Here is a 21,550-nt window from a genome sequence, read left to right as displayed (position 1 = left end):
GCCTGATCAGCGTGGCCGCGCCCCGCCGCGCGGCCACGCCGGGTCGGGGCTGGCCGCCCCTCCTACCGTCGTCCTTCTGGGACCGGATGCCCGGCGAGGCCTGCTCCCGCGGCGTCTCGGACACGGTCAGCGCAAGTCCGGGTACGGCCGGTCGAATCTCCGACCCAAGAGTAACGGAGAGTAGTTTCCACTTACTCTCCGTATAGCATCGCCGCGTCATCTGCTAGAAGCGGCTCTGGTCGACGAGTGCACCGGCCACGGGTCCTGACGAAGGGATGAGGCGCGGGGGTGCCACACGCAACCACTTCGGATCGGGGGATTTCGCCACAGGAGGTCATCGACTGCGGCGAACACAACCCGAGGCATGCGAAACATCGACAGCGCCGGAGATCCACCGCCTGGCGAGTCCGGGCCGGTCGAGCACGCGGCACAGCTCAGCACGACGGGGGGAGTCACTATTCGGCGAGCGGAGAAACCGGCGGCAACGACACCACGGGCAGGCGGATCGGGCGGGGCGCTCCGCCCAGGCACCGACGCCATCCGCCGCGCAGATCACCGCGACGGACGGCCCTGCTGCGGCTCGCCGTCCTCGCGCCAGTCCTGTTCACCGGGGCGGCGATCACCGGCGCGGGCGCCGAGGCCGTTCCCGCTCCCGGCGTCCTCATCGAGGACACCGCGGTCGGCTCCAGTGTCAACCAGGTCAGTTACTTCGGTGACTGGTCGGCCGTCACAGGTGGCCCACCGGCCACGCCCAACGGGAGCTACCGCCGTTCGACACAGGCATCCAGCGGCGCCGTGCTGCGGTTCACCGGGGTGCAGCTGGACATCTACGGCATTCTCGGGCCCGACGGCGGTATCGCGACCATCAGCGTGGACGGCCAGACTCCGACCGCGGTAAACACCTTCGCCTCGTCCGCGAGCGTGGCCCGCATCTACCAGTCCGGCCTCCTCAACGCCGGTGTCCACACCGCGGTGCTGGTGAACGTCGGTTGGAACGACCCGGCGTCCGGCGGCATTCAGGTCACTTTCGACCGGGCGCAGGTCTATGTCGACTCGAATCCGCCACCGGGTCAGCGCTGGCTCTCCGGGGCGAACGGCGACCCCGTTCAGAACGCACCCAATGTGGACGCGTTCTGCTCCCTCCGTGGCAGACCATGCGACCTGGCGCATGTCTTCGTCAGCCGCAACAACTGGCAGAACATCGTGCAGCCGTCCTGGACCCAGGCCAACTTCGCGGGTTGGCCAGGCCGTCTCGTCATCTCGGTACCTCCCTTCCCCGAGAGCTCAGGGCACACACTCACCGCCTGCGCCGCGGGTGCCTACGACTCGCAGTGGCGCACGTTCGGCCACACCCTGAACAGCACCGGGAGGCAGAACTCCATCATCCGGATCGCCTGGGAGGCGAACGGCAACTGGTACCAGTGGTCGGGCAGCAACCCCGCCGCCTACGTGGGCTGCTGGCGGCACATCGCCGATGCCATCAACTCCACCGCGGAGCCCGACCCGCTGCTGGACTGGACCATCAACGCGCACTACTCGCAGAACCCGCCCAGTCACAATCCGCTCGATCTCTACCCGGGTAACGACTGGGTGGACATCATCGGCATCGACGCCTACGACCACTACCCGCCCTCCCGGACCCTGACGGAGTTCAACAACCAGGCGAACGCCGTCGGCGGAATGACCTGGCTCTACAACTTCGCCCGAGCGAACAACAAGCTCTTCGGAATCGGGGAGTGGGGCGTCGTGAGCGGGCGCAACGAGAACGGGGCCGGCGACAACCCGAACTTCATCCGCTTCATGCGTGACTGGATGGAGGCCAGGGCCAACGCGGGTCTGTACTACGAGAACTACTACAACACCTGCGAACCGCCCAACGTCGGTTCGAACCTCTACCGGCCCACCGATCAGCACTGCCTGTTCGTCAACAACGCGTCTGCCCAGCTCTACACCCAGCTGTGGAGCAATCCGTAGCGGGAGGCGCATGACCGGCGCGTCGCTCGCGGGTACCTGGGGGACCCGCGAGCGACGCCGCCACCTGTCCGGGGTCGATCGGACTCGGGCCGATCAGATTCCGGCCGCGGGCCTGGGGCTGTCAGCCTGTGAGCGGGCCGGGGCGGTCGACGAGCAGGGCCACCAGCCGGTCCAGTTCGGCCGCCGGATCCTCCGTGAGGCCGCTGTGTACGGCTGATGTCTGAACGACGGTGCTGCGCGGGGCGGTCAGCCAGCGGAACCGCTCCCCCCCGGAGAGCTGGCCGGCGGGTCCGGCCTCCGGGCCACCCGCGCAGACCCGGCGCAGCGCGGCGAGATGCGCCGCCACCGCGGCCAGGTCGAGAAACGGATCGAGGCTGACCAGCCGCTCCCGGTCGAGGACGCACCGCGAGCCGAGGAAGGCGGCCCGCTGGCACCACAACAGCACCCCGACGTTGACGCATTCGCCGCGCTCGACCCGCGGCACCACCCGGACCATCGCGTACTCGAACAGGTCAGGCACCGAGCCCTCCCGTGAGCCAGCCGGGACGCGCCGAGGGCCGATCAGCGACCCGCTCCCCCGCCGAGGGCGCCTGCGCCGCCGGGACAAGCATCGGCTCCAACCAGGGCCGGGCCCCGCCCACCCGAGCCAGCAGCCAGTCGATGTAGGCCGATCCCGGAGCGTCGGCCCACTCCCCCGGCACCAGCTCAAGCACCCGGGACAGCAGCGCGGCCGTGACCGCGGGCGCCAGCTCCGCGTCGGCCGCGGCGAGCAGCTCGGCGGCGCCGGGACCGAGCACCGGCAGCAGCACATGCTCGGCGAAGCGGGGCAGTGGTCGGTCGACGGCCGCCCCGACACCCGCCCAGTCATGGTGCGGATACAGCGCCGCGCCGTGATCGATCAGCCACAGCCGACCGCCCCACACCAGCAGATTCGGGTTCCGCCAGGACCGGTCCACGTTCAGGGTGAGGGCGTCGAGCCACACCACCCGGGCGGCGAGCTCCCGCTCGACGTCGAAGGCCAGCGGATCGTAGGTGATCGAACCCGGCAGGTAGTCCATGCCGAGGTTGCTGCCCGGGCTGGCCCGCAGCAGCTCCTGGACCTCCTGGTCGGGCTCGGTGCGGCCAAGGTCGGGATCGACGTCCACCACGACCAGCTCGGGCACCGCGAACCCCAGGCCGCGCGCGAGCTCACCGACGACCACCTCGGCGACCAGCGACTTCGGGCCCTGGCCCGCGCCGGTGAACTTGACCACCCAGGTCCCGAGATCGTCGCCCTCCATCAGACCGGGCAGACTGCCGCCCTCTCGCAGGGGCGTGGCGTAGCGGATCGCGCGGACATGACGCAGCACGCCCCCAGCATGCCTGCCAACCGGCCTTCCGCGGCAGGCGGGGCGGCTGCCGCGGCCAGCCCGCGAACAGTGGGCCGCTCGCCCGGGCACCGGTTCGCCTGATCAACGGTTCACCTGGTCACACAACGGGCCTCCCGACCACCGCCAGGTCACCAGGGCGCGGCGGTGCCTCCGACCCGCGCGGGCGACCGGCGCGTGGAGACCCAGGCCAGCAGGTCGGGGCCCGCCAGCGGCCCGGGCACGGTGACCTGCCGGAACTCGCTGCGGCGCAGATCGGTGTGGTCCTCGCCGGCGACGTCGTCGAACAGTTCCGCGGACACGATGAACACCAGATCCGCTCCCGGGCTGGCCGCCAGCTCCCGGCGGAGCACCTCGGCGTCGAGCAGCTGGCAGGCCTTCACCACCGCCCGCCCGCTGTAGCCCCCCTCGTCGCAGCGGGTGATCCCCTGGTGCAGCGCGACCCGAAGCCGCAGCCGCACCGTGCCGCCGCCAGCCCGGTCGCTTCCCACCCGGTCGCTTCCCACCCGGTCGCCTCCGGCCTGAACGTCGTCCTGGGCGTCGTTGGCCTCGGCGACCGCACGGCACAGCTCCCGGGTGAACGCGGCGACCACCCGGCCCTCGTCGATCCCAGGCGGGAAGACCCCCAGCTCGCCGCCTTCCGGCCAGGGAACCCAGTGCACACGTTGCACACCCGCGGCGCCGCAGGCCTCGTCGAGGACCGCGCCCAGTGAAGCCCGCGGTGACGGGTCACCCGGGAACGCCGCGAGCCCGCCCCGGGCTTCCGGACCATCCGGCCGGTGGCCGGGGAGGAGGGCAGGGGCGTCCGTGGCGATGGCGATGCAGAGCCGCCGGATGCCGGGAGCCGCTTCGTTCACGCTCAGCCTCCGAGAAGGACGTTTCGCTGAGAGCCACTGTTCACCCGCGGAGGGACGAAGACATCCTCCTGCGATGGTTTTCACCGAGCGGAGCCGACTGGACAACGATGTGGCACCAGCACCAGTTCCCCAGCGGTGCCGGTCGCGGCGCCGGCAGGGAAGCGTGACGGCCGGCAGCAGGGGTGACGGCAGGCAGGGGTGACGGCAGGGTGCCGGCGCGGGAGGCGGGTCGACACCTGCGAGCCGCAGGTCAGCGGTGACGGGGTATGCCTGCGGCCGTGTAGAGCGCGTCGACATCGCGGATCACGATCGCCCGGTAGCGGGTGTCCACCACGCCCTGCTGGCGCAGCTCGCGCAGAACCTTGTGCACGGTCGGCTCGGCGGCGCCGACGAGGCCGGCGAGTTCCGGCTGGGTGAGCGAGATCTGCACGCGGCGCCCGGTCCCGTCCGTCGCGTCGGCGCCGTAGGCGTGCTCCAGCTCGCAGACCACGCGGGCCAGGCGCATCGCGACCGTGCACCCGCCGAACTCGACCCGGCGCCGGGTCGAGTTGCGCAGCTTGGCACTGACGGACTGGAGCACGGGGGTGCTCGCCTCGGGGGCGCGCCGCAGGAAGTCCAGAAAGGTCTCCAGCGCGATGACCTTCGCGAGGACGGCACCGGCCGCCGTCACTGTCGCCGAGCGCGGCTCACCGTCCAGCCCGGCCTGCTCGCCGACGAGGTCACCGCCGTGCCGGATCGCCAGCAGCGCGAAGCCGCCGTTCTCGGTCGACGCGGTCACCTTGACCCAGCCGCTCAGCAGCAGCACGACGAAGTTCGTCCCCTCGCCCTCCCTCAGCAGCACCTCGTCGCTGCTGAACTCCCGGTAGGCGCCGAGCGCGACGAACTCCGTGCGGATCGGCTCCGGCAGCCGGCCCAGCAGGCTCTTGGCCGGCCAGTCCGGCCGCCGCGGACGCTGGCGGTCCGGACCAGTGCCACCACCAGGCCGAACCATGATCTGCTCCTTCTGCGCCGGGCACCGCTGAGCCGGGCGCGACCAACTGTCGGGTGGTATCGCGGGCCACCGGAACCGGCGCGGCGCCACGCGTTCTGACTCAAGGTTGATACCACCACGTCAGCGGCCTTACGTGAAGGATCGGGTGCGCTGCGCAAACCATCACAGCACAGGCCCGGCCCGGCCCGGCCCGGGCACGGTCGGAGCGTGCCCGGGTCACGCCCGGTGCGGCATCAGGGCGTTCTCCGGGATCACACCGAGGCGGCCGGCCTGGAAGTCCTCGACGGCCTGCTGGAGCTCCTGACGGGTGTTCATCACGAACGGCCCGTACATCTCCACGTGCTCGCGGATGGGCTGGCCGCCGAGCAGCAGTACCTCCAGGTTCGGGGCGTCCGCGCCCTGGCGGGGAGCGGCGGCGAGGCTGATCCGGTCTCCGGCACCGAGCACGGCTGTCTGGCCGAGATGGACGGGAGTGTCCTTCGCACCGACGGTTCCGGCGCCAGCGAGGACGTAGACCAGGCTGTTGTACTCCGGGTTCCACGGCACGCTGACCCGCGCGCCCGGGCTGACGGTGGTGTGGACGACCGCGATCGGCGTGTGGGTGGAGCCGGGCCCGCGGAAGCCGCCGACGTCCCCGGCGATGATCCGGACAAGGCTCCCACCGTCCGGCGAGGCGACCAGCGAGACCTGCTCACCCTCGATGCTCTGGTAGCGCGGCGGGCTGAACTTGTCCCGGGCGGGCAGGTTCACCCAGAGCTGGACCCCGTGGAAGAGACCACCGCTGATGACGAGCTCCTCGGGCGGCGTCTCGATGTGCAGGATGCCGGCGCCGGCCGTCATCCACTGGGTCGCGCCGTCGGCGATCAGGCCACCGCCACCGTGCGAGTCCTGGTGCTGGAAGGTGCCGTCGATCATGTAGGTCACGGTCTCGAACCCGCGGTGCGGGTGCCACGGGGTGCCCTTGGGCTCGCCGGCCGCGTAGTCGACGGCGCCCATCTGGTCGGCGTGGACGAACGGGTCGAGGTCGGCGAGGCCCACCCCGGCGAACATCCGACGGACGGGGAAGCCCTCCCCCTCGAAGCCGGACGGGGCGGTCACGACCTTCCGCACCGGGCGCTCGACGTCGCCGGGCCCGGGCGCGGGCAGCCTCGGCAGGGTGAGGGTGTCGGCGGTGACGGCTGGCATGGTGACCTCCCAGAAAGCGTGCTGATCTTCGTTGCGGCGACCGCTCGGCTCGGGCCCGCCGGGGCGGCAGGCGCCCCTCCTGACCCGGCCCTGACGGTTGCCGATTCAACTATCTGCGTGCAACCAGCCGACCCCTCGGAGACTTCCCGCCCCCGGCCACCCTCCCATGCACCCGACCCGCCGACGGCGTTCGCCCAGGGCGATCAGATGAGGGAACACCGATCCACTCCGATGGCTTGAGTAGGTCAGGCTCAAGATGACTGGGCCGGACCCGCTCGACACGAGGGATGAAGGTCGCATGTCACAGACCAGGTTCCTGCCGCTGCTGCCGCTGGACGACTCGGTGCTCCTGCCCGGCATGGTGGTTCCGCTCGATCTGTCGGACGACCGGACCCGCGCCGCCGTGGACGCGGCCCGGGGCGGCCGGCCCGATTCCATACCCGAAGCCCGCGCGCCGGGCATCTCCAGCCGCTCCTCCCAGCGCAAGGCCGAGGTCCTGCTGGTCCCCCGCGTGGACGGGGAGCTCGCCGACATCGGTGTCGTCGCGGTCGTCGAACAGATCGGGCGGCTGCCGAACGGCACCACCGCCGCGGTTGTCCGCGCCGCCACCCGGGCCCGGCTGCAGGCACCCCCGCCCGCGGACGCCCCCGCGGACGACGCGCCCGTGTGGGTGGAGGCGACGGTCGTCGAACCGGTCGCCCCGCCCGGCTTCTCGGGCACGCTCAGTGCCCCGCACCGCGGTGACGACGCCGCGGACCCCGACAACCCGGACGGCGCGGTCACCCGTCTCGTCACCCTGGCGCTGGAGTACCGCGCCCTGGTGACCGGTCTGCTCCGCACCCGGGGCGTCGACCAGGTCGCCGACACGGTCGCGGCGCTGGAGAACCCCAGCACCCTGGCCGACACCGCCGGCTACTCGTCCTACCTGTCGACCGCGCAGAAGCTGGAGCTGCTGCGCACGCTCGACGTCACGGCCCGGCTGGAGAAGCTGATCCCCTGGACGAAGGAGCACGCCGCCGAGGTCGAGGTCGCCGAGACCATCCGCCGCGACGTCCAGGAGGGGGTGGATCGCCAGCAGCGCGAGTTCCTGCTGCGGCGCCAGCTCGACGCCGTCCGCAAGGAGCTGGCGGAGCTGGACGGCTCCGCCGAGGACGCCGGCAAGGAGGACTACCGGGCCCGGATCGAGGCCGCCGACCTGCCGGAGAAGGTCCGCACCGCCGCGCTGAAGGAGGTCGACAAGCTCGAGCGGACGACCGACTCCTCCCCGGAGGGCGGTTGGATCCGCACCTGGCTCGACACCGTCCTGGAACTACCGTGGAGCTCCCACGCCGAGGACACGTACGACATCACCGCCGCCCGGGCCGTCCTGGACGCCGACCATGCCGGCCTCGACGACGTCAAGGATCGGATCGTCGAGTACCTGGCCGTGCGCCGTCGCCGCGCGGACGCCGGGCTCGGGGTCGTCGGTGGCCGCCGCAGTGGTGCGGTCCTCGCGCTCGCCGGCCCGCCCGGAGTGGGCAAGACGTCGCTGGGCGAGTCGGTCGCGCGGGCGATGGGCCGGAAGTTCGCCCGGGTGGCGCTCGGCGGCGTCCGCGACGAGGCGGAGATCCGCGGCCACCGGCGCACCTACGTCGGTGCCCAGCCGGGGCGCATCGTGCGCGCGATCCGCGAGGCCGGGTCGATGAACCCGGTGATCCTGCTGGACGAGGTCGACAAGGTCGGCTCGGACTACCGCGGCGATCCGACCGCCGCCCTGCTCGAGGTGCTCGACCCGGCACAGAACCACACGTTCCGCGACCACTACCTGGAGGTGGAGCTCGACCTGTCGGACGTCCTGTTCCTGGCCACCGCGAACGTGCTGGAGGCCATCCCCGCGCCGCTGCTGGACCGGATGGAGCTGATCCTGCTCGACGGCTACACCGAGGAGGAGAAGGTCACCATCGCCCGCGACCACCTGCTGCCCCGGCAGGTCGAGCGCGCCGGGCTGACCGCGGACGACGTCGTCGTCGACGACGAGGCACTGCGTCAGCTCGCCGGCGAGTACACCCGCGAGGCCGGCGTCCGCGACCTGGAGCGGGCCACCGCGCGGGTGCTGCGCAAGGTCGTCGCGAAGGTGGCGCTCGGGGAGACGGAACTGCCGGTCACGATCGGCCCCGGGGACCTGACCGGCTACCTGGGCCGGCCGCGGCACACCCCGGAATCGGCCGAACGCACCGCGCTGCCGGGCGTGGCGACCGGGCTCGCCGTCACCGGCGCCGGCGGCGACGTCCTCTTCGTCGAGGCCTCGCTCGCCGACCCGGAGACCGGAGCCAGCGGCGTGACGCTCACCGGGCAGCTCGGCGACGTCATGAAGGAGTCGGCGCAGATCGCGCTGTCCTACCTGCGCTCGCGCGGGGTCGAGCTGGAGCTGCCGGTCGGGGACCTGCGCGACCGCGGCATCCACATCCACGTCCCGGCCGGCGCGGTGCCCAAGGACGGGCCCAGCGCCGGGGTCACGATGACCACCGCACTGGCGTCGCTGCTGTCCGGCCGTCCCGTGCGGGCCGATGTGGCGATGACCGGGGAGGTCTCGCTGACCGGCCGGGTGCTGCCCATTGGTGGGGTCAAGCAGAAGCTGCTCGCCGCCCACCGGGCCGGCCTCACCACCGTGCTGCTGCCCACGCGGAACGGGCCCGACCTGGACGACGTTCCGGCCGCGGTCCGGGAGGCGCTGACAGTGCACCTGGTCGCGGACGTCCGCGAGGTGCTGGAGCTCGCGCTCGAACCGGCCTTTGACACCAAGCTCCCCAAGGCCGTCGCCGCCTGAGCCACACCAGGCCGGCTGGCCACTGGTGGACACCGCCGTCACGTATGACGGCGGTGTCCACCAGCAACGGAATCACCCCGGAGCAACGGGGAGCGCACAACGCCCGACGCGGGCGACACGCCGGAAGTTCGGTTAACAGCTTGTGACGCCATCGCCGGAACGGGGCTCCGGAGGCTACCTTCGGAGTGTGGATCGTGGCCGGTGCCTTCGGCAGGAGCGCGTCGTACAGGAGCGCATCCTGGCAGTGAGTCGACTACGCGGACGCCAGCGCCCTCGGGACAACCGAGGCCCCGGCCGGCGGCCGACCAGACCGCCGGGCCGTCGGCCGCGCTGATCACCCCGGCGTGGGCAGACTGTCGCACACCGCATAGAGTGGGCGCTTACCCGCAGCGGTGACGAAGGGTACAGCCCACGTGAACGCCTTTCGGCGGGGCTGGATTGGCCTGGCCCTGTTCTTCTCCGCGCTTCTCCTGATGCCGTTGCTCGTCGTCGAGTACCAGAACGGTACGCGCGACACTGCCGGCCTCGCCGCGGCGGAGTATCCCGGGATCGCCCCGGGCGTGCCCGCACTCGGCACCAGCCCCGCCGCCAGACCCGGAGGCGCTTCCAGACCCGGGCCGGGCACCGGAGCCGGGCCGAGCCCTCTCGCCACGGTCTCCGCTCCCACGAGCACGCCCTCCTCCCCGGACGCTCCGGCGGGGTTCGCGGGGGTGACGGAAGGCGAGACCATCAGCGGCTTCCGGCGGATCACCCTGCAGACCAGCGGTTCGGTCGGGCGGGTCACCTTTGTCCTCACCGGGCCGACCGGGCGTCATTACAACGTCCCCTCAGCCGGTCCGCCGTACGTCTTCGCCCCGCATGACTCCGGCTGGCTGACCACCGAGGTCGTCGACGGGGTCTACTTCCTGGAAGCTGTCGTGGACGGCTCGGGCCGCACCCCCGTCACCACCGTTCGCTTCCGGGTCTCCAACCACCCGGCGCCCACCGCCCGCCGGTAGCGGGCCCGGCTGCCGGCAGCGGGCCCGGCTGCCGCCACGAGCCGGGCGGCGGCACCCCCGCGTCCACCCCTGCGTGCCACCGTGGCTACGGTCAGATCTTGCCTGCCCCGGCCAGCGCGGGATCGGCAGCGCAGGAAGCGGAGGGACGTAGGTGACGACAGCGACGGAATTCCCTAATGTGAACGGGATGGATCGTCTGGTTTGGATCGACTGCGAGATGACCGGTCTTGACGCCGGTTCCGACCTGCTGCTCGAAGTCGCCTGCCTGGTGACCGACAGCGAGCTCACCGTCCTGGACGACGGCATCGACCTCGTTCTCGGCGCACCGGACGCGGCGCTCGACCAGATGCTCCCCATCGTCAGGGAGATGCACGAGGCCTCCGGGCTGACCACCGCTGTCCGCGCCGCCGACCTCAAGGTCGACGAGGCGGAGCGTCAGCTCCTCGCCTACATCCGGCGCTTCGTCCCGGACGCGCGCAAGGCCCCGCTGTGCGGCAACTCGATCGCGACCGACCGCACCTTCATCACCCGCTACCTCCCCCAGCTCGACGAGTTCCTGCACTACCGGATGATCGACGTCTCGTCGATCAAGGAGCTGGCGCGCCGCTGGTACCCACGGGCCTACTACGCGGCCCCGGTGAAGTCCGGCGGCCACCGGGCGCTGGCGGACATCCGGGAGAGCATCGAGGAGCTGCGCTACTACCGCGAGGTGCTGTTCGTGCCGCAGCCCGGCCCGACGACCGAGACCGCCCGGGCCGCAGCCGCCGCCGTGCGGGCCTCCTGACCGAAGGGCGTCCGCGCTCACTCGCGACCCGGCTGTCACAGCGGCCCGTTCTACCGGTACTATGGCTCAGCCCGGTTGAGGTTCAGATCGGGTCCGGTTCAGATCGGTTCGTGGTGGGTGTAGCTCAGTTGGCAGAGCACCGGGTTGTGGTCCCGGGGGTCGCGGGTTCGAATCCCGTCACTCACCCCACGCGGTAGCGGTGCCACTCACCTTTCTGTGGGTGGCACACTTCTTTTCCCTCTGCCCCTCCCGACAGAGCCTGGGTTCCCTCCGCGCGTCCGGGCGTGGCCGCACGTGCCCCCGACCAAGCTCGGCGGGGGTGCCCGGCAGTCCGGTGTCGGGGTGCCGACGAACCGCGACCGCCGGGCTCGCCGGGCGGGTGGGCCGGGTAGCCGGGCGCTACCAGAGCATGATCATACGGGCGGGATGATCATACGGGCGGGACAAGGCCGACGTGCCGGCCTTTGCCCGCGCAGTGGCGGCACGGTTCCAGGTGCGGCGCGGTGCCGCCCTGATCCGCGGCGCGGAGCTCGAATACCGCCCGACCCCCACGGCAGGTCAGGCAGATCTGGTTGATGATGCTCGCACGGCCCGGGGTCGTGTCAGCCCCGGACGGTTGCTCCGCTGTGGTCACCGGTGTACTCACCTCCCCGACGGATGCAGTCCCCGGTCGAGCTGGCCGGACGGTCTCGCCGGGCAGCCGAGCAGGCTGGTCGACCGATGACGCTAGCCATCATCGACATCGTATGGGGTGGAATGCAGCAAAGGGCCGCACAACTCTGCTCACCGCGGTCGCCGCCGGGAATCCGATGCGACCAGATGTGTGTTCACGGCCGACTGCGGGTCGGAAGCCGGATCCGTCCTGACTCTGCGGCGATCAGTTCCGGCACCCCGTTCCGGCGCTTGGAGGCCTTGCCTGGCCGCCGTTCCAGGGCCGCCCACCTGTGCCTCTTCCCCCGCACCGCAGGGGCGACGCCATTCACCGCGCCCGCTGTCGGTTTCCCGAGTGGCAATCCCCGCCATCGTCCAGCACAGCCTGCATAACGGACAAGCTGGCCATAAAGCCCCAAAAGCGGTTGGGTTGGCCCGGAGTTCTGCACGAGACCGGTTGAGAGGTGGATCTCACCGGCGAACGCCCGACAGTGCCCCTCTTTCTGGCACGTTCCGGCCGTGGGCCAACAACAGCCCACCGGGAGCCTTTCCAGCCACGCTGCCGGCACGGCGCACCTGGCTCCACCGCGCACGGCCCGCGTAGCCCCCGCCCGTCGGCGGCGGAGCAGCCGCTGCCGGCAGCCGGCAGCGGCTCGCGTCCCGGGGGCTGGACGGCTGGGGGCTGGGGGGCTGGACGGCTGGGGCCTACTCGATGTCGAACAGGCCCTGGCGGACGGCGTACATGACGGCCTCCATCCGCGAGTGGAGCTGGAGCTTGTCCAGGATGTTGCGCACGTGGTTCTTCACCGTGTTCTCGCTGATGAAGAGCTTGCGGGCGATCTCGCGGTTGGCCCGCCCCTCGGCGACGAGCTTGAGGACCTCCAGCTCACGCGCGGTCAGATGCGGGGCGTGGGCGCGCGGCCGGTCCTCACCGCCACCGCTGCCGCCGCGGGCCATGGTCGCGAACTCGACCATGAGCTTCGAGGCCATCGACGGGCTGATCAGGCTCTGGCCGTTGTGCACGGCGCGCACCGCGTCGGCCACCTCGTGCGGCGGGATCGACTTCAGCAGATAGCCGACCGCACCCGCCTTGATCGCTTCGAAGAGGTCGGACTCCTCGTCCGACACGGTCAGCATCACGATGCGCACGCGCGGCACCGCCCGCTTGATGGCGCTCGCGGCAGCGATGCCGTCGCGCCCGGGCATGCGCACGTCCATCAGGACGATGTCGGGCGCGGTACCGGACGCGAGGACGAGCGCCTCCTGCCCGTCGGCGGCACGCCCCACCACCGAGATGTCCTCCTCGGTGTCCAGGACCACCTGCAGACCCTGAAGGAAGAGTTCGTGATCGTCCACGACGAGAACCCGTATGGGCGTCGCGTCACGGGTCGGGTCGGCATCAGCGGCCGACGGCGGCACCACACTGGCCGTCATCACACATCCGGAAATCGGGTTCGGTTTCTCCGCCAAGCGGCTTCTCTGCCGCGCGCGAAAGCCGGTTCGTACACCTGCCCACTCTACGTGATGCACTACACACACGAGGTCGCAGGCGCGCTGAAGTCACCCCCCGCTTCCATGTCCTTAACACATCCGACATAGGGGAAATAGTACGCGCTTTTGGGCCGAGTTCAGTCTTCCTGCCCGTTTCCGTACCAACTCGACTTCGCTCGCCGACGCGCCGGCCGAGCGTTGCACCTGCACGGACGCCACTGGCACCGGCCCGGGCCGCCTCGGCCAGAGCATTCACAGGCAGGTGCTTCCCTGCGCGGCAGAACCGGTCAACAACGCCCAGTAGTCCCCCAGCCCGGTAACCGCCGCTTCATAACCAGCTATCGAAGGCGACTGGATGTACGGGATGAGCGACGCCATTGACGTCAGTTTGGTGGCGCCACGATCGGATCAGAGAGACCCTCGGGAGATGGACGCCGCAGCCAGCACGCCCCCGCCCCGACTGCACCTGAAGCCGGGCACCTCCTGGACCGACGCCTACGCACGCGCCCGCCAGGTCGCACCTGAGGCCTTCGACGAGGACCGCCTGCTCAACCTCTGGGGCGGTCGGTGGCACCGAACCGGCAATCCACTCCACAGCCTCTCACCCATCGACGGGTCCCCGATCGCTGGTCCCCCGATGATCGACCCCGACGAGGCCCGTGAGGCCATCCGAGCCACGCTCGACGACCACAAGGAGTGGCGCGACGTCCCGCTGGCCGACCGCAAGGCCCGGGTCACCGCCGCGGTCGAGGCCATGGAGGAGCATCGCGAGCTGCTCGCACTGCTCCTCGTCTGGGAGATCGGCAAGCCGTGGCGGCTGGCCCGCACCGACGTCGACCGCGCCCTGGACGGCGTCCGCTGGTACATCGACGAGGTCGACAGCATGATCGCCGGCCGGACCTCGCTGCCCGGCCCGGTAAGCAACATCGCGAGCTGGAACTACCCGATGAGCGTGCTGATGCACGCCATGCTGGTGCAGATGCTCGCCGGCAACGCAGCCATCGCGAAGACACCGACCGACGGCGGCGCCGCGTGCCTCACCCTGGCCTGCGCGCTGGCCCGCCGGGCCGGGCTGCCCGTCTCTCTGGTCTCCGGTTCGGGGTCACGGCTGTCGTCCGCGCTGGTGCGCGCCCCCGAGATCGGCTGCCTGGCCTTCGTCGGCGGCCGTTCCGCCGGCGGCCAGGTCGCCGCCGCGCTCGTTGACACCGGGAAGCGGCACTTCCTCGAGCAGGAGGGCCTCAACGCCTGGGGCATCTGGGACTTCTCCCAGTGGGACCTGCTCGCCGGTCACCTGCGCAAGGGCTTCGAGTACGGCAAGCAGCGCTGCACCGCCTACCCGCGCTACGTCGTCCAGCGGCAGTTGTTCGACCAGTTCCTCCAGATGTACCTGCCGGTGGTCTCCTCCGTCCGGTTCGGGCACCCCCTCGCCGTCGAGCACGACGCCGACCCGCTGCCCGACCTCGACTACGGCCCGGTCATCACCGCCGAGAAGGCCACGGAACTCGCCGCCAAGGTCGACGAGGCGATCACCAAGGGCGGCCTGCCGCTCTACCGCGGCGACCTGGCCGACGGCCGGTTCCTGCCCGACCAGGACCGCTCCGCGTACGTCCCACCCGTCGCGATCCTCAACCCGCCGCCGGCGGCCGCACTGCACCACGCCGAACCGTTCGGGCCGATCGACAGCATCGTCATCGTCGACTCCGAAGCCGAACTGCTCGCCGCCATGAACGCCTCCAACGGCGCGCTCGTCGCCTCCCTCGCCTGCGACGACGAATCCACCGCCCGGCGCCTGTCCGGCGAACTCGCCGCGTTCAAGGTCGGTGTCAACAAGCCCCGCTCCCGCGGCGACCGCGCCGAGCCGTTCGGTGGCCGCGGCGCGTCCTGGAAGGGCGCCTTCGTCGGCGGCGAACACCTCGTCCACGCCGTCACCGTCGGGTCCGACAGCCACGAACGCCTCTACGGCAACTTCCCGTCCTACTCGCTGTACCCGGAGACGTAGCCCGCGGAGCAAGGGCTTCTCCGGCATATCGCCAGCGCTGGGCGTCTCTGAGTCGTTTCAGCCGCGGGGGCGCGCAGGCCGTGGTCGGCGAGCGGGCCGAGCACCAGGCCGGCGTCGTCGCAGCGGGCGGCCAGTTCCGGCAGGGCGCCAAGGGCGCTGCGCCAGGCGCCGGGTGCGGAGGTGCAGTCGCTGTCGTGCAGCAGCACGGTGGCACCGCCGCGCAGGTCAGGCGCGAGCGTGGCCAGCACCGTCTGCGGGGTCGCCGTCGCCGTCCAGTCCCGGCCCCACGCCGTCCACAGGACGGGTGTGAGGTCGAGGCGGCGCGCGGCGGCGAGCACCCCCGAGGACAGCACCCCGTGCGGCGGCCGGACATGCGCCGGCACCTGCCCGGTCGTCTCGGCCACCAGATCGCGGGTGCGGGCGAGCTGGTCGTAGCTGGACATCGGCCCGCGAAGCAGCATCGGCCGGTGGTCCCAGCCGTGCACGGCCAGCTCGTGGCCGGCTGCCGCCATCTCCCGTGTCAGGCCTGTTGACCTGCGCACCATGCTGCCGAGCACGAAGAACGTCGCCCGGACGGCGAGCTCGTCGAGCACCTCGAGAAACTGCGGTGTGGACGCCGGGTCCGGCCCGTCGTCGAAGGTCAACGCGACGTGGTCGGCCCGGCCGACCCCGGCAAGGCGCGGGGCGACCGCGGTGCGCAGCCGGCGCAGTGTCATCAGCGACGGCAACCCATGGGCCAGCACGGCCGCCGTGACGACGAGCCCGCCCGCGACCAGGCCCGCCGATCCACCCGCCGCGCCCCCCGGCCGCGCCTGCGCTCCGCCCGTCATGACGGACACTTTGCCACACCGTCGCTGCTGGTCACCGCTTCGTACCTCCGCTCCCAGCCGGCCGCGCACCGCACCGCACCGAGCGTGCGCCATCCCGGGGAGAGCCTTCGCTCCGCGCCGCGCCGGGCCTTCGACGCGCGTCCCGGGACGTCCCACGTACGTCGCTGTGGGGCGAACAGCCTGATTCAGACCGGCCCGGGGTGGGAACACACCATTCCGGGAGGATCCCCGATCTTCGTCTGACATCCGACGTTTCGGTTTCATGCGTTTCACGCGTGTAGCACGCGGCGGCGTGGCGATCTGTCGCCACCCGCGCCGGTCCGCACGGCACCGTGAGAAGGAGGACCGGCAGATGCTCGACCAGTGGTTCCTCACTGCCGAGGAACGCGGCAACCCGGACACCGATCTGGACAGCCGCCACCCCGACGGGCAGGCCTGGACGACGGGCAACCTGGTCCGCCCCCTGGTTCATGGCCGGGCCTACTTCTCCCGGCTGCTGGAGGTCGTCGAGGGCCTGCGCGCGGGGGATCTGCTGCTGTTCACCGACTGGCGCGGTGACCTCGACGAGCGGCTCGACGGTGCCGGCTCGGAGGTGGGCCGGGTGCTCGGGCGGGCGGCCGGGCGGGGTGTCACCGTCCGCGGGCTGATGTGGCGCTCCCACCTGGAGCTGTTGTCCTTCAGTTCGCGGCCGAACCGGCGGCTCGCCGAGGAGCTGAACCTCTCGGGCGCACAGGTGGTGCTCGACCACCGGGTGCACCGCAACGGGTCGCACCACCAGAAGCTGGTCGTCGTCCGCCGCTCCGCCGGCACCGGCGGGACCGGCAGCGCGAGCAGTACGAGCAGCGCCGACAGCGCCGACAGCGCCGACAGCGCCGACAGCGCGGACAGCGCCAACGGTCCCGGTGACGATGCGGTGGCGTTCGTCGGCGGCATCGACCTGTGTTACAGCCGCCGGGACGACGCCGCGCACGCCGGCGACCCGCAGAGCCAGCCGATCGCCGACGCCTACGGGCAGGCGCCGCCCTGGCACGACATCCAGGTCGAGGTGCGCGGGCCGGCCGTCGGCGATCTGGAGCGGACGTTCCGCGAGCGCTGGGACGACCCGGCCAGCCCCAACAACCCGAATCCGCCAAGGCAGGCGTACTACCGCTTCCGCCCGGTGGAGACGGACCCGGACCGGCTGCCACCACAGGCGGAGGACCCGGCGCCGGTGGGGCCGCACGCCGTGCAGATCCTGCGCACCTACCCGCGGCGGCGCCCCCACTACCCGTTCGCGCGCCACGGCGAGCGGTCGATCGCGCGGGCGTACCGGAAGGCGCTGCGCCGGGCCCGGCGGCTGATCTACCTGGAGGACCAGTACATGTGGTCCACCGAGGTGGCGCGGCTGTTCGCGGAGGCGCTGCGCCGCGAACCGGAGCTGCACCTGGTGATCGTCGTCCCGCGGTTCCCGACGCAGGGGGGCCGGTTCGCGCTGCCGCCGAACCTCGTCGGCCGGGAGCAGGCGCTGGAGATCTGCCGCACCGCCGGTGGCGAGCGCGTCGGCGTGTACGACGTGGAGAACCATGCCGGCACGCCGGTGTACGTCCATTCGAAGGCTGTGACCGTCGACGACGTCTGGGCATCGGTGGGTTCGGACAACCTGAACCGGCGCTCGTGGAGCCACGACTCGGAGCTCGCCGTCGCCACGATCGACACCACACTCGACCTGCGCGAGCCCGCCGATCCGGGCGGGCTCGGCGACGGGGCACGGGTGTTCGCCCGCGAGCTGCGGCTCGAGCTCTGGCGCGAGCACCTCGACTGGGACGGTGACGACGCCGAGCTCCTCGACCCCGAGGCCGGTTTCAAGGCGTTCCGGCGCCGCGCCGAGCAGCTGGAGGCCTGGCACCACGGGGGCCAGGTGGGCCCCCGCCCGCCCGGGCGGGTCCGGCCGCACCAGCCGCAGCGTCTGAACCGGCTCACCCGCGCCTGGGCCGCACCGCTTTACCACGCCGTCTACGACCCGGACGGCCGTCCGCGCCGCATGCGCGGCGACAACACCTGGTGAGCAGGCGGGGGCAGCCCGCTGTCAGCACGTAACACCGACAAGGCCACCCGGTTCCGGCACATCACCGGCCAGGGATCCCCGCGGGATGGCGACGGGCGTCCGCTGCGCGCCTGCGTGCCACCCCGGGCGTCCGTTGCGGTCCTACCCTGGGCGTAGGCCGGGCGGGGCCGGGCGGGGCCGGGCCGGGCCGGTGCAGCACAGATGGCATCTGTGGCATGCCCGTGTCCGTATCCGTGGCCTGTCTGTGTCTGATGGCTAGTGGTTCGATCGTGAGAGGTCCGACGGTGAGTGACTCCGCACTCGTCGGATCCTGATGCCCGGCGCGAGCGCCCCGGCGTCCGTGGAGAGGAGTCACGCTGAACATCCCACGCGTGGGCATCATCGGCTGGATGTTCGCGGGTGCCATCGTCCTGGCCGTGATCGCGCTGACCGCCGGCCGGAACGACCCGGACGAGCAGCGGGTCGCGCTCTGGGGCGACTCGCTGGCCTGGGAGTCCCGCGACGCGTTCGTCGCAGCGGCCCAGAAGGACGGCTCCACCCAGGCGCAGGCCCACACCTGGGGCGGGACAGCCCCGTGCGACTGGCTCGACGACATGCGCAGACAGGGCCGCCGCTGGAAGCCGAGCGTCGCGGTGCTGTCCTTCTCCGGCAACACCGGCTCGGAGTGCATGCGCGACCGTGACCTGCTCACCGCCTACCGCAACGACGTCACCGAAGCCGTCGAGATCCTCACCCGGCGCGGCACCGAGGTCATCCTGATCGACGCCCCGCCCCGCAGGGACCAGGCCGTCGACTCCGACGGCCTCACCGCCCTCGACCGGCTGTGGCGCGACATCGCCAGCATGCGGTCGGACGTCCGGGTGGCCCCGGTCGGGCAGACCCTCACCTACAAGGGCCTGTTCGTTCCGCGGCTGCCCTGCGCGGCCGGCGAGACCTGCGACAGCGACGGGCTGGTCACGGTTCGCAGCCCGGACGGCGTGCATTTCTGCCCGGTGGTCCAGCCGCCGATGACGGCCTGCCCGGTGCGCTCGGTCGGCGCCGAGCGCTACGGCCGGGCCATGGCCGAGGCGGCGCGGGTGGACGACACCCCCACGCCCTGACCGAGGCTCGACCGACACCGAGGCTCGACCGACATCACCTCTGCCAGCGATGATGGGTTGGCGGGCCTGCAGTGTCACCGGTCACGGGACGTCCGGACACCGGCGGCGACGGGCACGCACGGGCAGCGCTGCGCCATCGGCGGAGCTCTGCCGCCAGGGAGCCGTCAGTCGGAGAGCGGAGCGAACAGCATGAAGGTTGTCGTGGTCGGTGCCTCGAGCGGTCTCGGCCGGTGTATCGGCGTCAGTCTCGGGCAGCGGGGTGACCAGGTCGCCCTCTTAGCCCGTCGGAAGGACCGGCTGGCCGACGCGACGAAGGACGCCGGCCCCGGTGCGCTCGCCGTCGCCTGCGACGTGACCGACGAGCAGTCCTGCGCCGACGCGATCGAGGAGGCGGCCGCCGGTCTCGGCGGCATCGACGGCCTCGTCTACGCCACCGGCATCGGCCCGCTCGTCGCCTTCGACAAGATCGGTGCGGCGACCTGGCGCCAGGCCTTCGACACGAACGTCATCGGGGCGGCCCTCATCACCGCCGCGGCCCTGCCCCACCTCGCGGCCTCGGGCGGCGTCGCGGCCTACCTGTCCTCGGTCAGCGCCTCCCTCACCTCGCCGTGGCCCGGCTTCGCCGCCTACAACGTCAGCAAGGCCGCGCTGGACAAGCTCGTCGAGTCGCTGCGCGCGGAGTACCCCGCCATCGGCTTCACCCGGGTCATCGTCGGCGACTGCGCCGGCGGCGAGGGTGACGCCAGGACGGAGTTCACCCACGGGTGGGACATGGAGGCCATGGCCGCCTTCCGCCCGATCTGGGCGAAGCAGGGCCTGCAGGGCGGCGGCTCCCTCCTCGACGTCGCCGAGCTGGTCCAGGTCGTCGACACCGTCCTGCGCTGCGGGGGCAGCATTCCGTCCGTGGCCGTGACGCCACGGCAGCCCGCTCTCACCTGATCGCTGCCGCTGGTCGTCGCCAGTACGCTGAGAATCTCTTCGCGGTTCGCCGGCTCCCGGCGTGCTGGCGCGCCGACGGTTGCGCACCCCGGGTAGGTTCGGACAGGTGAGGGCATACCCGACCCGGCACGCCTACATGGACGTCCATGCGTGCGGCCAGCGCCCGAGTGTCGCCGCCGCCTGCCGCTCATGATCGAGGCCGCCGCGCCGCTGACGGACCTGTCGGAGTGGGCCCGCGGCAGCGGGCTCGAGGTCGTCATGATCGTGATGGCGGCGGTCCTGCTGACCCGGCTCGCGACCTGGGCGGGTGCGTACATCGAGCGTCGCATCGACACGCAGGCGCAGCAGTCCGACGCGGTGGTGCGCTCCGAGACCACCAAACACCGGCACGCCCTCGTGCAGGTCCTCACCTGGGTCTCGCTCACGCTCGTCTACTGCGTGGCGGTCGTGCTGGTGCTGCAGCGGCTCGGCGTGCCGCTGACCGGGATCGCCGCACCGGCGACCGTCCTCGGTGTCGCGCTCGGCTTCGGCGCGCAGCGGGTCGTGCAGGACGTCCTCGCCGGCTTCTTCATGGTCACCGAGCGGCAGTACGGCTTCGGTGACCTCGTCCGCCTGATCGTGCTCGGCTCGCCGACCGCCATCACCGGGACGGTGGAGGAGGTCACCCTGCGGATCACCCGCGTCCGCACGCCCGACGGCGAGGTCGTGATCACCCCGAACGGGCAGATCATCCAGGTCGTCAACCTCTCCCGCGACTGGGCACGAGCCGTCATCGACGTCCCGATCCCCTCGAATGTGGACGTCACGACGGTCACCACACTGCTCACCGAGGTCGGGGCCAACGCCTACGCCGACGACTCGCTGCGCGACCTGCTCCTGGACGAGCCGACCGTGATGGGGGTGGAGAGCATCGACCTCGACCAGTTCAAGGTCCAGATCGTCGCGCGGACCCTGCCCGGCAAACAGTTCGAGGTCGGGCGGGCGCTGCGGGCCAGGATCAGCGGCGCGCTGCTGCGCGCCGGCATCCACATCCCCGCCGTCCTCGACGCGGCCCCGCCGACCGCCTCATGACCAACCCCCTGGCCCGGATCCCGGCACGCCGCTCGACGCTGCTGCTCAGCGTCGCGCTCGCCGGCGTCTTCGCCCTTTACGTGTTCGTCCGACCCGAGTCGCTGCCAGCGTCGCGCTCGTCCACCGTCGCCCACAACGCCACCGTCGAACAGGTCAAGAGGGAGCTGCGCGACGAGTTGAACCCCCCGACCACTCCCACCGCGAACCCGTCCGGGCGGGAGGCGCCGGCGCCGGCCAGTACCGGGTCCGCCACGCCCACGCCGAGCCTCACTCCGACCGTGTCGGCGGACCCGAGCCTCACCCCACCCGGCGGCACCGCCTCGCCTGTTCCGTCGAACTCCGGTAGCCCCGCGGATCCCGACGCGTCTCCCAGCGACGCACCCGGCCTTCTCTGGCTCGGCACACCGACGCCGACGCCATCCGTCGGCGCGTCCGGCTCCCCGCCGCAGGTCCCGTAGGTCCC

At 71.8% G+C, this 21,550-nt stretch carries 17 protein-coding genes and 1 tRNA gene; 11 read left to right on the top strand and 7 right to left on the bottom strand.

All coding sequences use genetic code 11. The features are described from left to right. Positions 1–288 precede the first annotated feature (288 nt). Positions 289–1,974, top strand: coding sequence for a glycoside hydrolase family 26 protein (locus AB1460_RS15350; protein ID WP_368961970.1), 1,686 nt, complete (start codon positions 289–291; stop codon positions 1,972–1,974). Positions 1,975–2,095: 121 nt separating this feature from the next. Here the strand turns inward: AB1460_RS15350 and AB1460_RS15345 are convergent, their stop codons facing one another. From AB1460_RS15345 to AB1460_RS15325, 5 genes are all read right to left on the bottom strand, one after another. Beyond that, positions 2,096–2,494: a DUF3037 domain-containing protein gene (locus AB1460_RS15345; protein WP_368961968.1), complete on the bottom strand. Its 399-nt coding sequence runs from the start codon at positions 2,492–2,494 to the stop codon at positions 2,096–2,098. Beyond that, positions 2,487–3,323 (bottom strand): HipA family kinase, encoded by an 837-nt coding sequence (locus AB1460_RS15340; protein ID WP_368961967.1) that lies wholly within the window; start codon positions 3,321–3,323, stop codon positions 2,487–2,489. Before AB1460_RS15340 ends, AB1460_RS15345 begins: the two co-directional genes overlap by 8 nt. Positions 3,324–3,472: 149 nt before the next feature. Then, the gene (locus AB1460_RS15335) at positions 3,473–4,198 is read right to left on the bottom strand and encodes a hypothetical protein (protein ID WP_368961966.1); all 726 of its coding nucleotides are present in this window, start codon (positions 4,196–4,198) and stop codon (positions 3,473–3,475) included. A gap of 250 nt (positions 4,199–4,448) precedes the next feature. Beyond that, complete coding sequence (locus AB1460_RS15330; protein WP_368961965.1) at positions 4,449–5,189, bottom strand: Crp/Fnr family transcriptional regulator; 741 nt, start codon at positions 5,187–5,189, stop codon at positions 4,449–4,451. A gap of 216 nt (positions 5,190–5,405) precedes the next feature. Continuing rightward, a complete protein-coding gene (locus AB1460_RS15325; RefSeq protein WP_368961963.1) occupies positions 5,406–6,374 on the bottom strand; it encodes a pirin family protein in 969 nt (322 codons plus the stop codon). Between the two features lie 298 nt (positions 6,375–6,672). Between AB1460_RS15325 and lon the strand changes: the two genes are divergently transcribed. The 4 genes from lon (at position 6,673) to AB1460_RS15305 (ending at position 11,151) form a co-directional block, all read left to right on the top strand. Then, positions 6,673–9,180 carry an endopeptidase La gene (gene lon / locus AB1460_RS15320; RefSeq protein WP_368961962.1) on the top strand — a complete coding sequence of 836 codons (2,508 nt, stop codon included), beginning with the start codon at positions 6,673–6,675 and terminating at the stop codon, positions 9,178–9,180. A gap of 413 nt (positions 9,181–9,593) precedes the next feature. Beyond that, positions 9,594–10,178 carry a hypothetical protein gene (locus AB1460_RS15315; RefSeq protein WP_368961960.1) on the top strand — a complete coding sequence of 195 codons (585 nt, stop codon included), beginning with the start codon at positions 9,594–9,596 and terminating at the stop codon, positions 10,176–10,178. 187 nt (positions 10,179–10,365) lie between these two features. Next, positions 10,366–10,962 carry an oligoribonuclease gene (gene orn, locus AB1460_RS15310; protein ID WP_368961958.1) on the top strand — a complete coding sequence of 199 codons (597 nt, stop codon included), beginning with the start codon at positions 10,366–10,368 and terminating at the stop codon, positions 10,960–10,962. Positions 10,963–11,075: 113 nt separating this feature from the next. Beyond that, a tRNA-His gene (locus AB1460_RS15305) sits at positions 11,076–11,151 on the top strand. 1,167 nt (positions 11,152–12,318) lie between these two features. Here AB1460_RS15305 and AB1460_RS15300 read toward each other — a convergent pair. Then, on the bottom strand, positions 12,319–13,047 hold the full coding sequence (locus AB1460_RS15300; RefSeq protein ID WP_071085282.1) for a response regulator: 729 nt from the start codon (positions 13,045–13,047) through the stop codon (positions 12,319–12,321). Positions 13,048–13,531: 484 nt separating this feature from the next. On the opposite strand from AB1460_RS15300, the gene AB1460_RS15295 reads away from it, so the two are divergent. After that, positions 13,532–15,103, top strand: a complete 1,572-nt coding sequence (locus tag AB1460_RS15295) for an aldehyde dehydrogenase family protein (RefSeq protein WP_368961957.1) — start codon at positions 13,532–13,534, stop codon at positions 15,101–15,103. Here the strand turns inward: AB1460_RS15295 and AB1460_RS15290 are convergent. After that, on the bottom strand, positions 15,079–15,933 hold the full coding sequence (locus AB1460_RS15290; RefSeq protein ID WP_420497277.1) for a polysaccharide deacetylase family protein: 855 nt from the start codon (positions 15,931–15,933) through the stop codon (positions 15,079–15,081). The genes AB1460_RS15295 and AB1460_RS15290 overlap by 25 nt on opposite strands. Positions 15,934–16,285: 352 nt before the next feature. On the opposite strand from AB1460_RS15290, the gene AB1460_RS15285 reads away from it, so the two are divergent. The 5 genes from AB1460_RS15285 (at position 16,286) to AB1460_RS15265 (ending at position 21,545) form a co-directional block, all read left to right on the top strand. Next, positions 16,286–17,977 (top strand): phospholipase D-like domain-containing protein, encoded by a 1,692-nt coding sequence (locus AB1460_RS15285; protein WP_368961956.1) that lies wholly within the window; start codon positions 16,286–16,288, stop codon positions 17,975–17,977. A 371-nt stretch (positions 17,978–18,348) separates the two neighbouring features. Further along, positions 18,349–19,077 carry a hypothetical protein gene (locus tag AB1460_RS15280; RefSeq protein ID WP_368961954.1) on the top strand — a complete coding sequence of 243 codons (729 nt, stop codon included), beginning with the start codon at positions 18,349–18,351 and terminating at the stop codon, positions 19,075–19,077. A gap of 189 nt (positions 19,078–19,266) precedes the next feature. Further along, positions 19,267–20,016: an SDR family oxidoreductase gene (locus tag AB1460_RS15275; RefSeq protein ID WP_368961952.1), complete on the top strand. Its 750-nt coding sequence runs from the start codon at positions 19,267–19,269 to the stop codon at positions 20,014–20,016. Between the two features lie 189 nt (positions 20,017–20,205). Further along, the gene (locus AB1460_RS15270; RefSeq protein ID WP_368961985.1) at positions 20,206–21,087 is read left to right on the top strand and encodes a mechanosensitive ion channel family protein; all 882 of its coding nucleotides are present in this window, start codon (positions 20,206–20,208) and stop codon (positions 21,085–21,087) included. Further along, the gene (locus tag AB1460_RS15265) at positions 21,084–21,545 is read left to right on the top strand and encodes a hypothetical protein (RefSeq protein WP_368961950.1); all 462 of its coding nucleotides are present in this window, start codon (positions 21,084–21,086) and stop codon (positions 21,543–21,545) included. The genes AB1460_RS15270 and AB1460_RS15265 overlap by 4 nt, the downstream gene beginning before the upstream one ends. Positions 21,546–21,550 lie beyond the last annotated feature (5 nt).

Origin of the sequence: Parafrankia sp. FMc2, from assembly GCF_041008525.1 — a bacterium.
Lineage (GTDB): Bacteria > Actinomycetota > Actinomycetes > Frankiales > Frankiaceae > Parafrankia.
The sequence above is the reverse complement of the archived record's forward strand: the minus strand, read 5'-3'. Positions and strand labels throughout refer to the sequence as shown.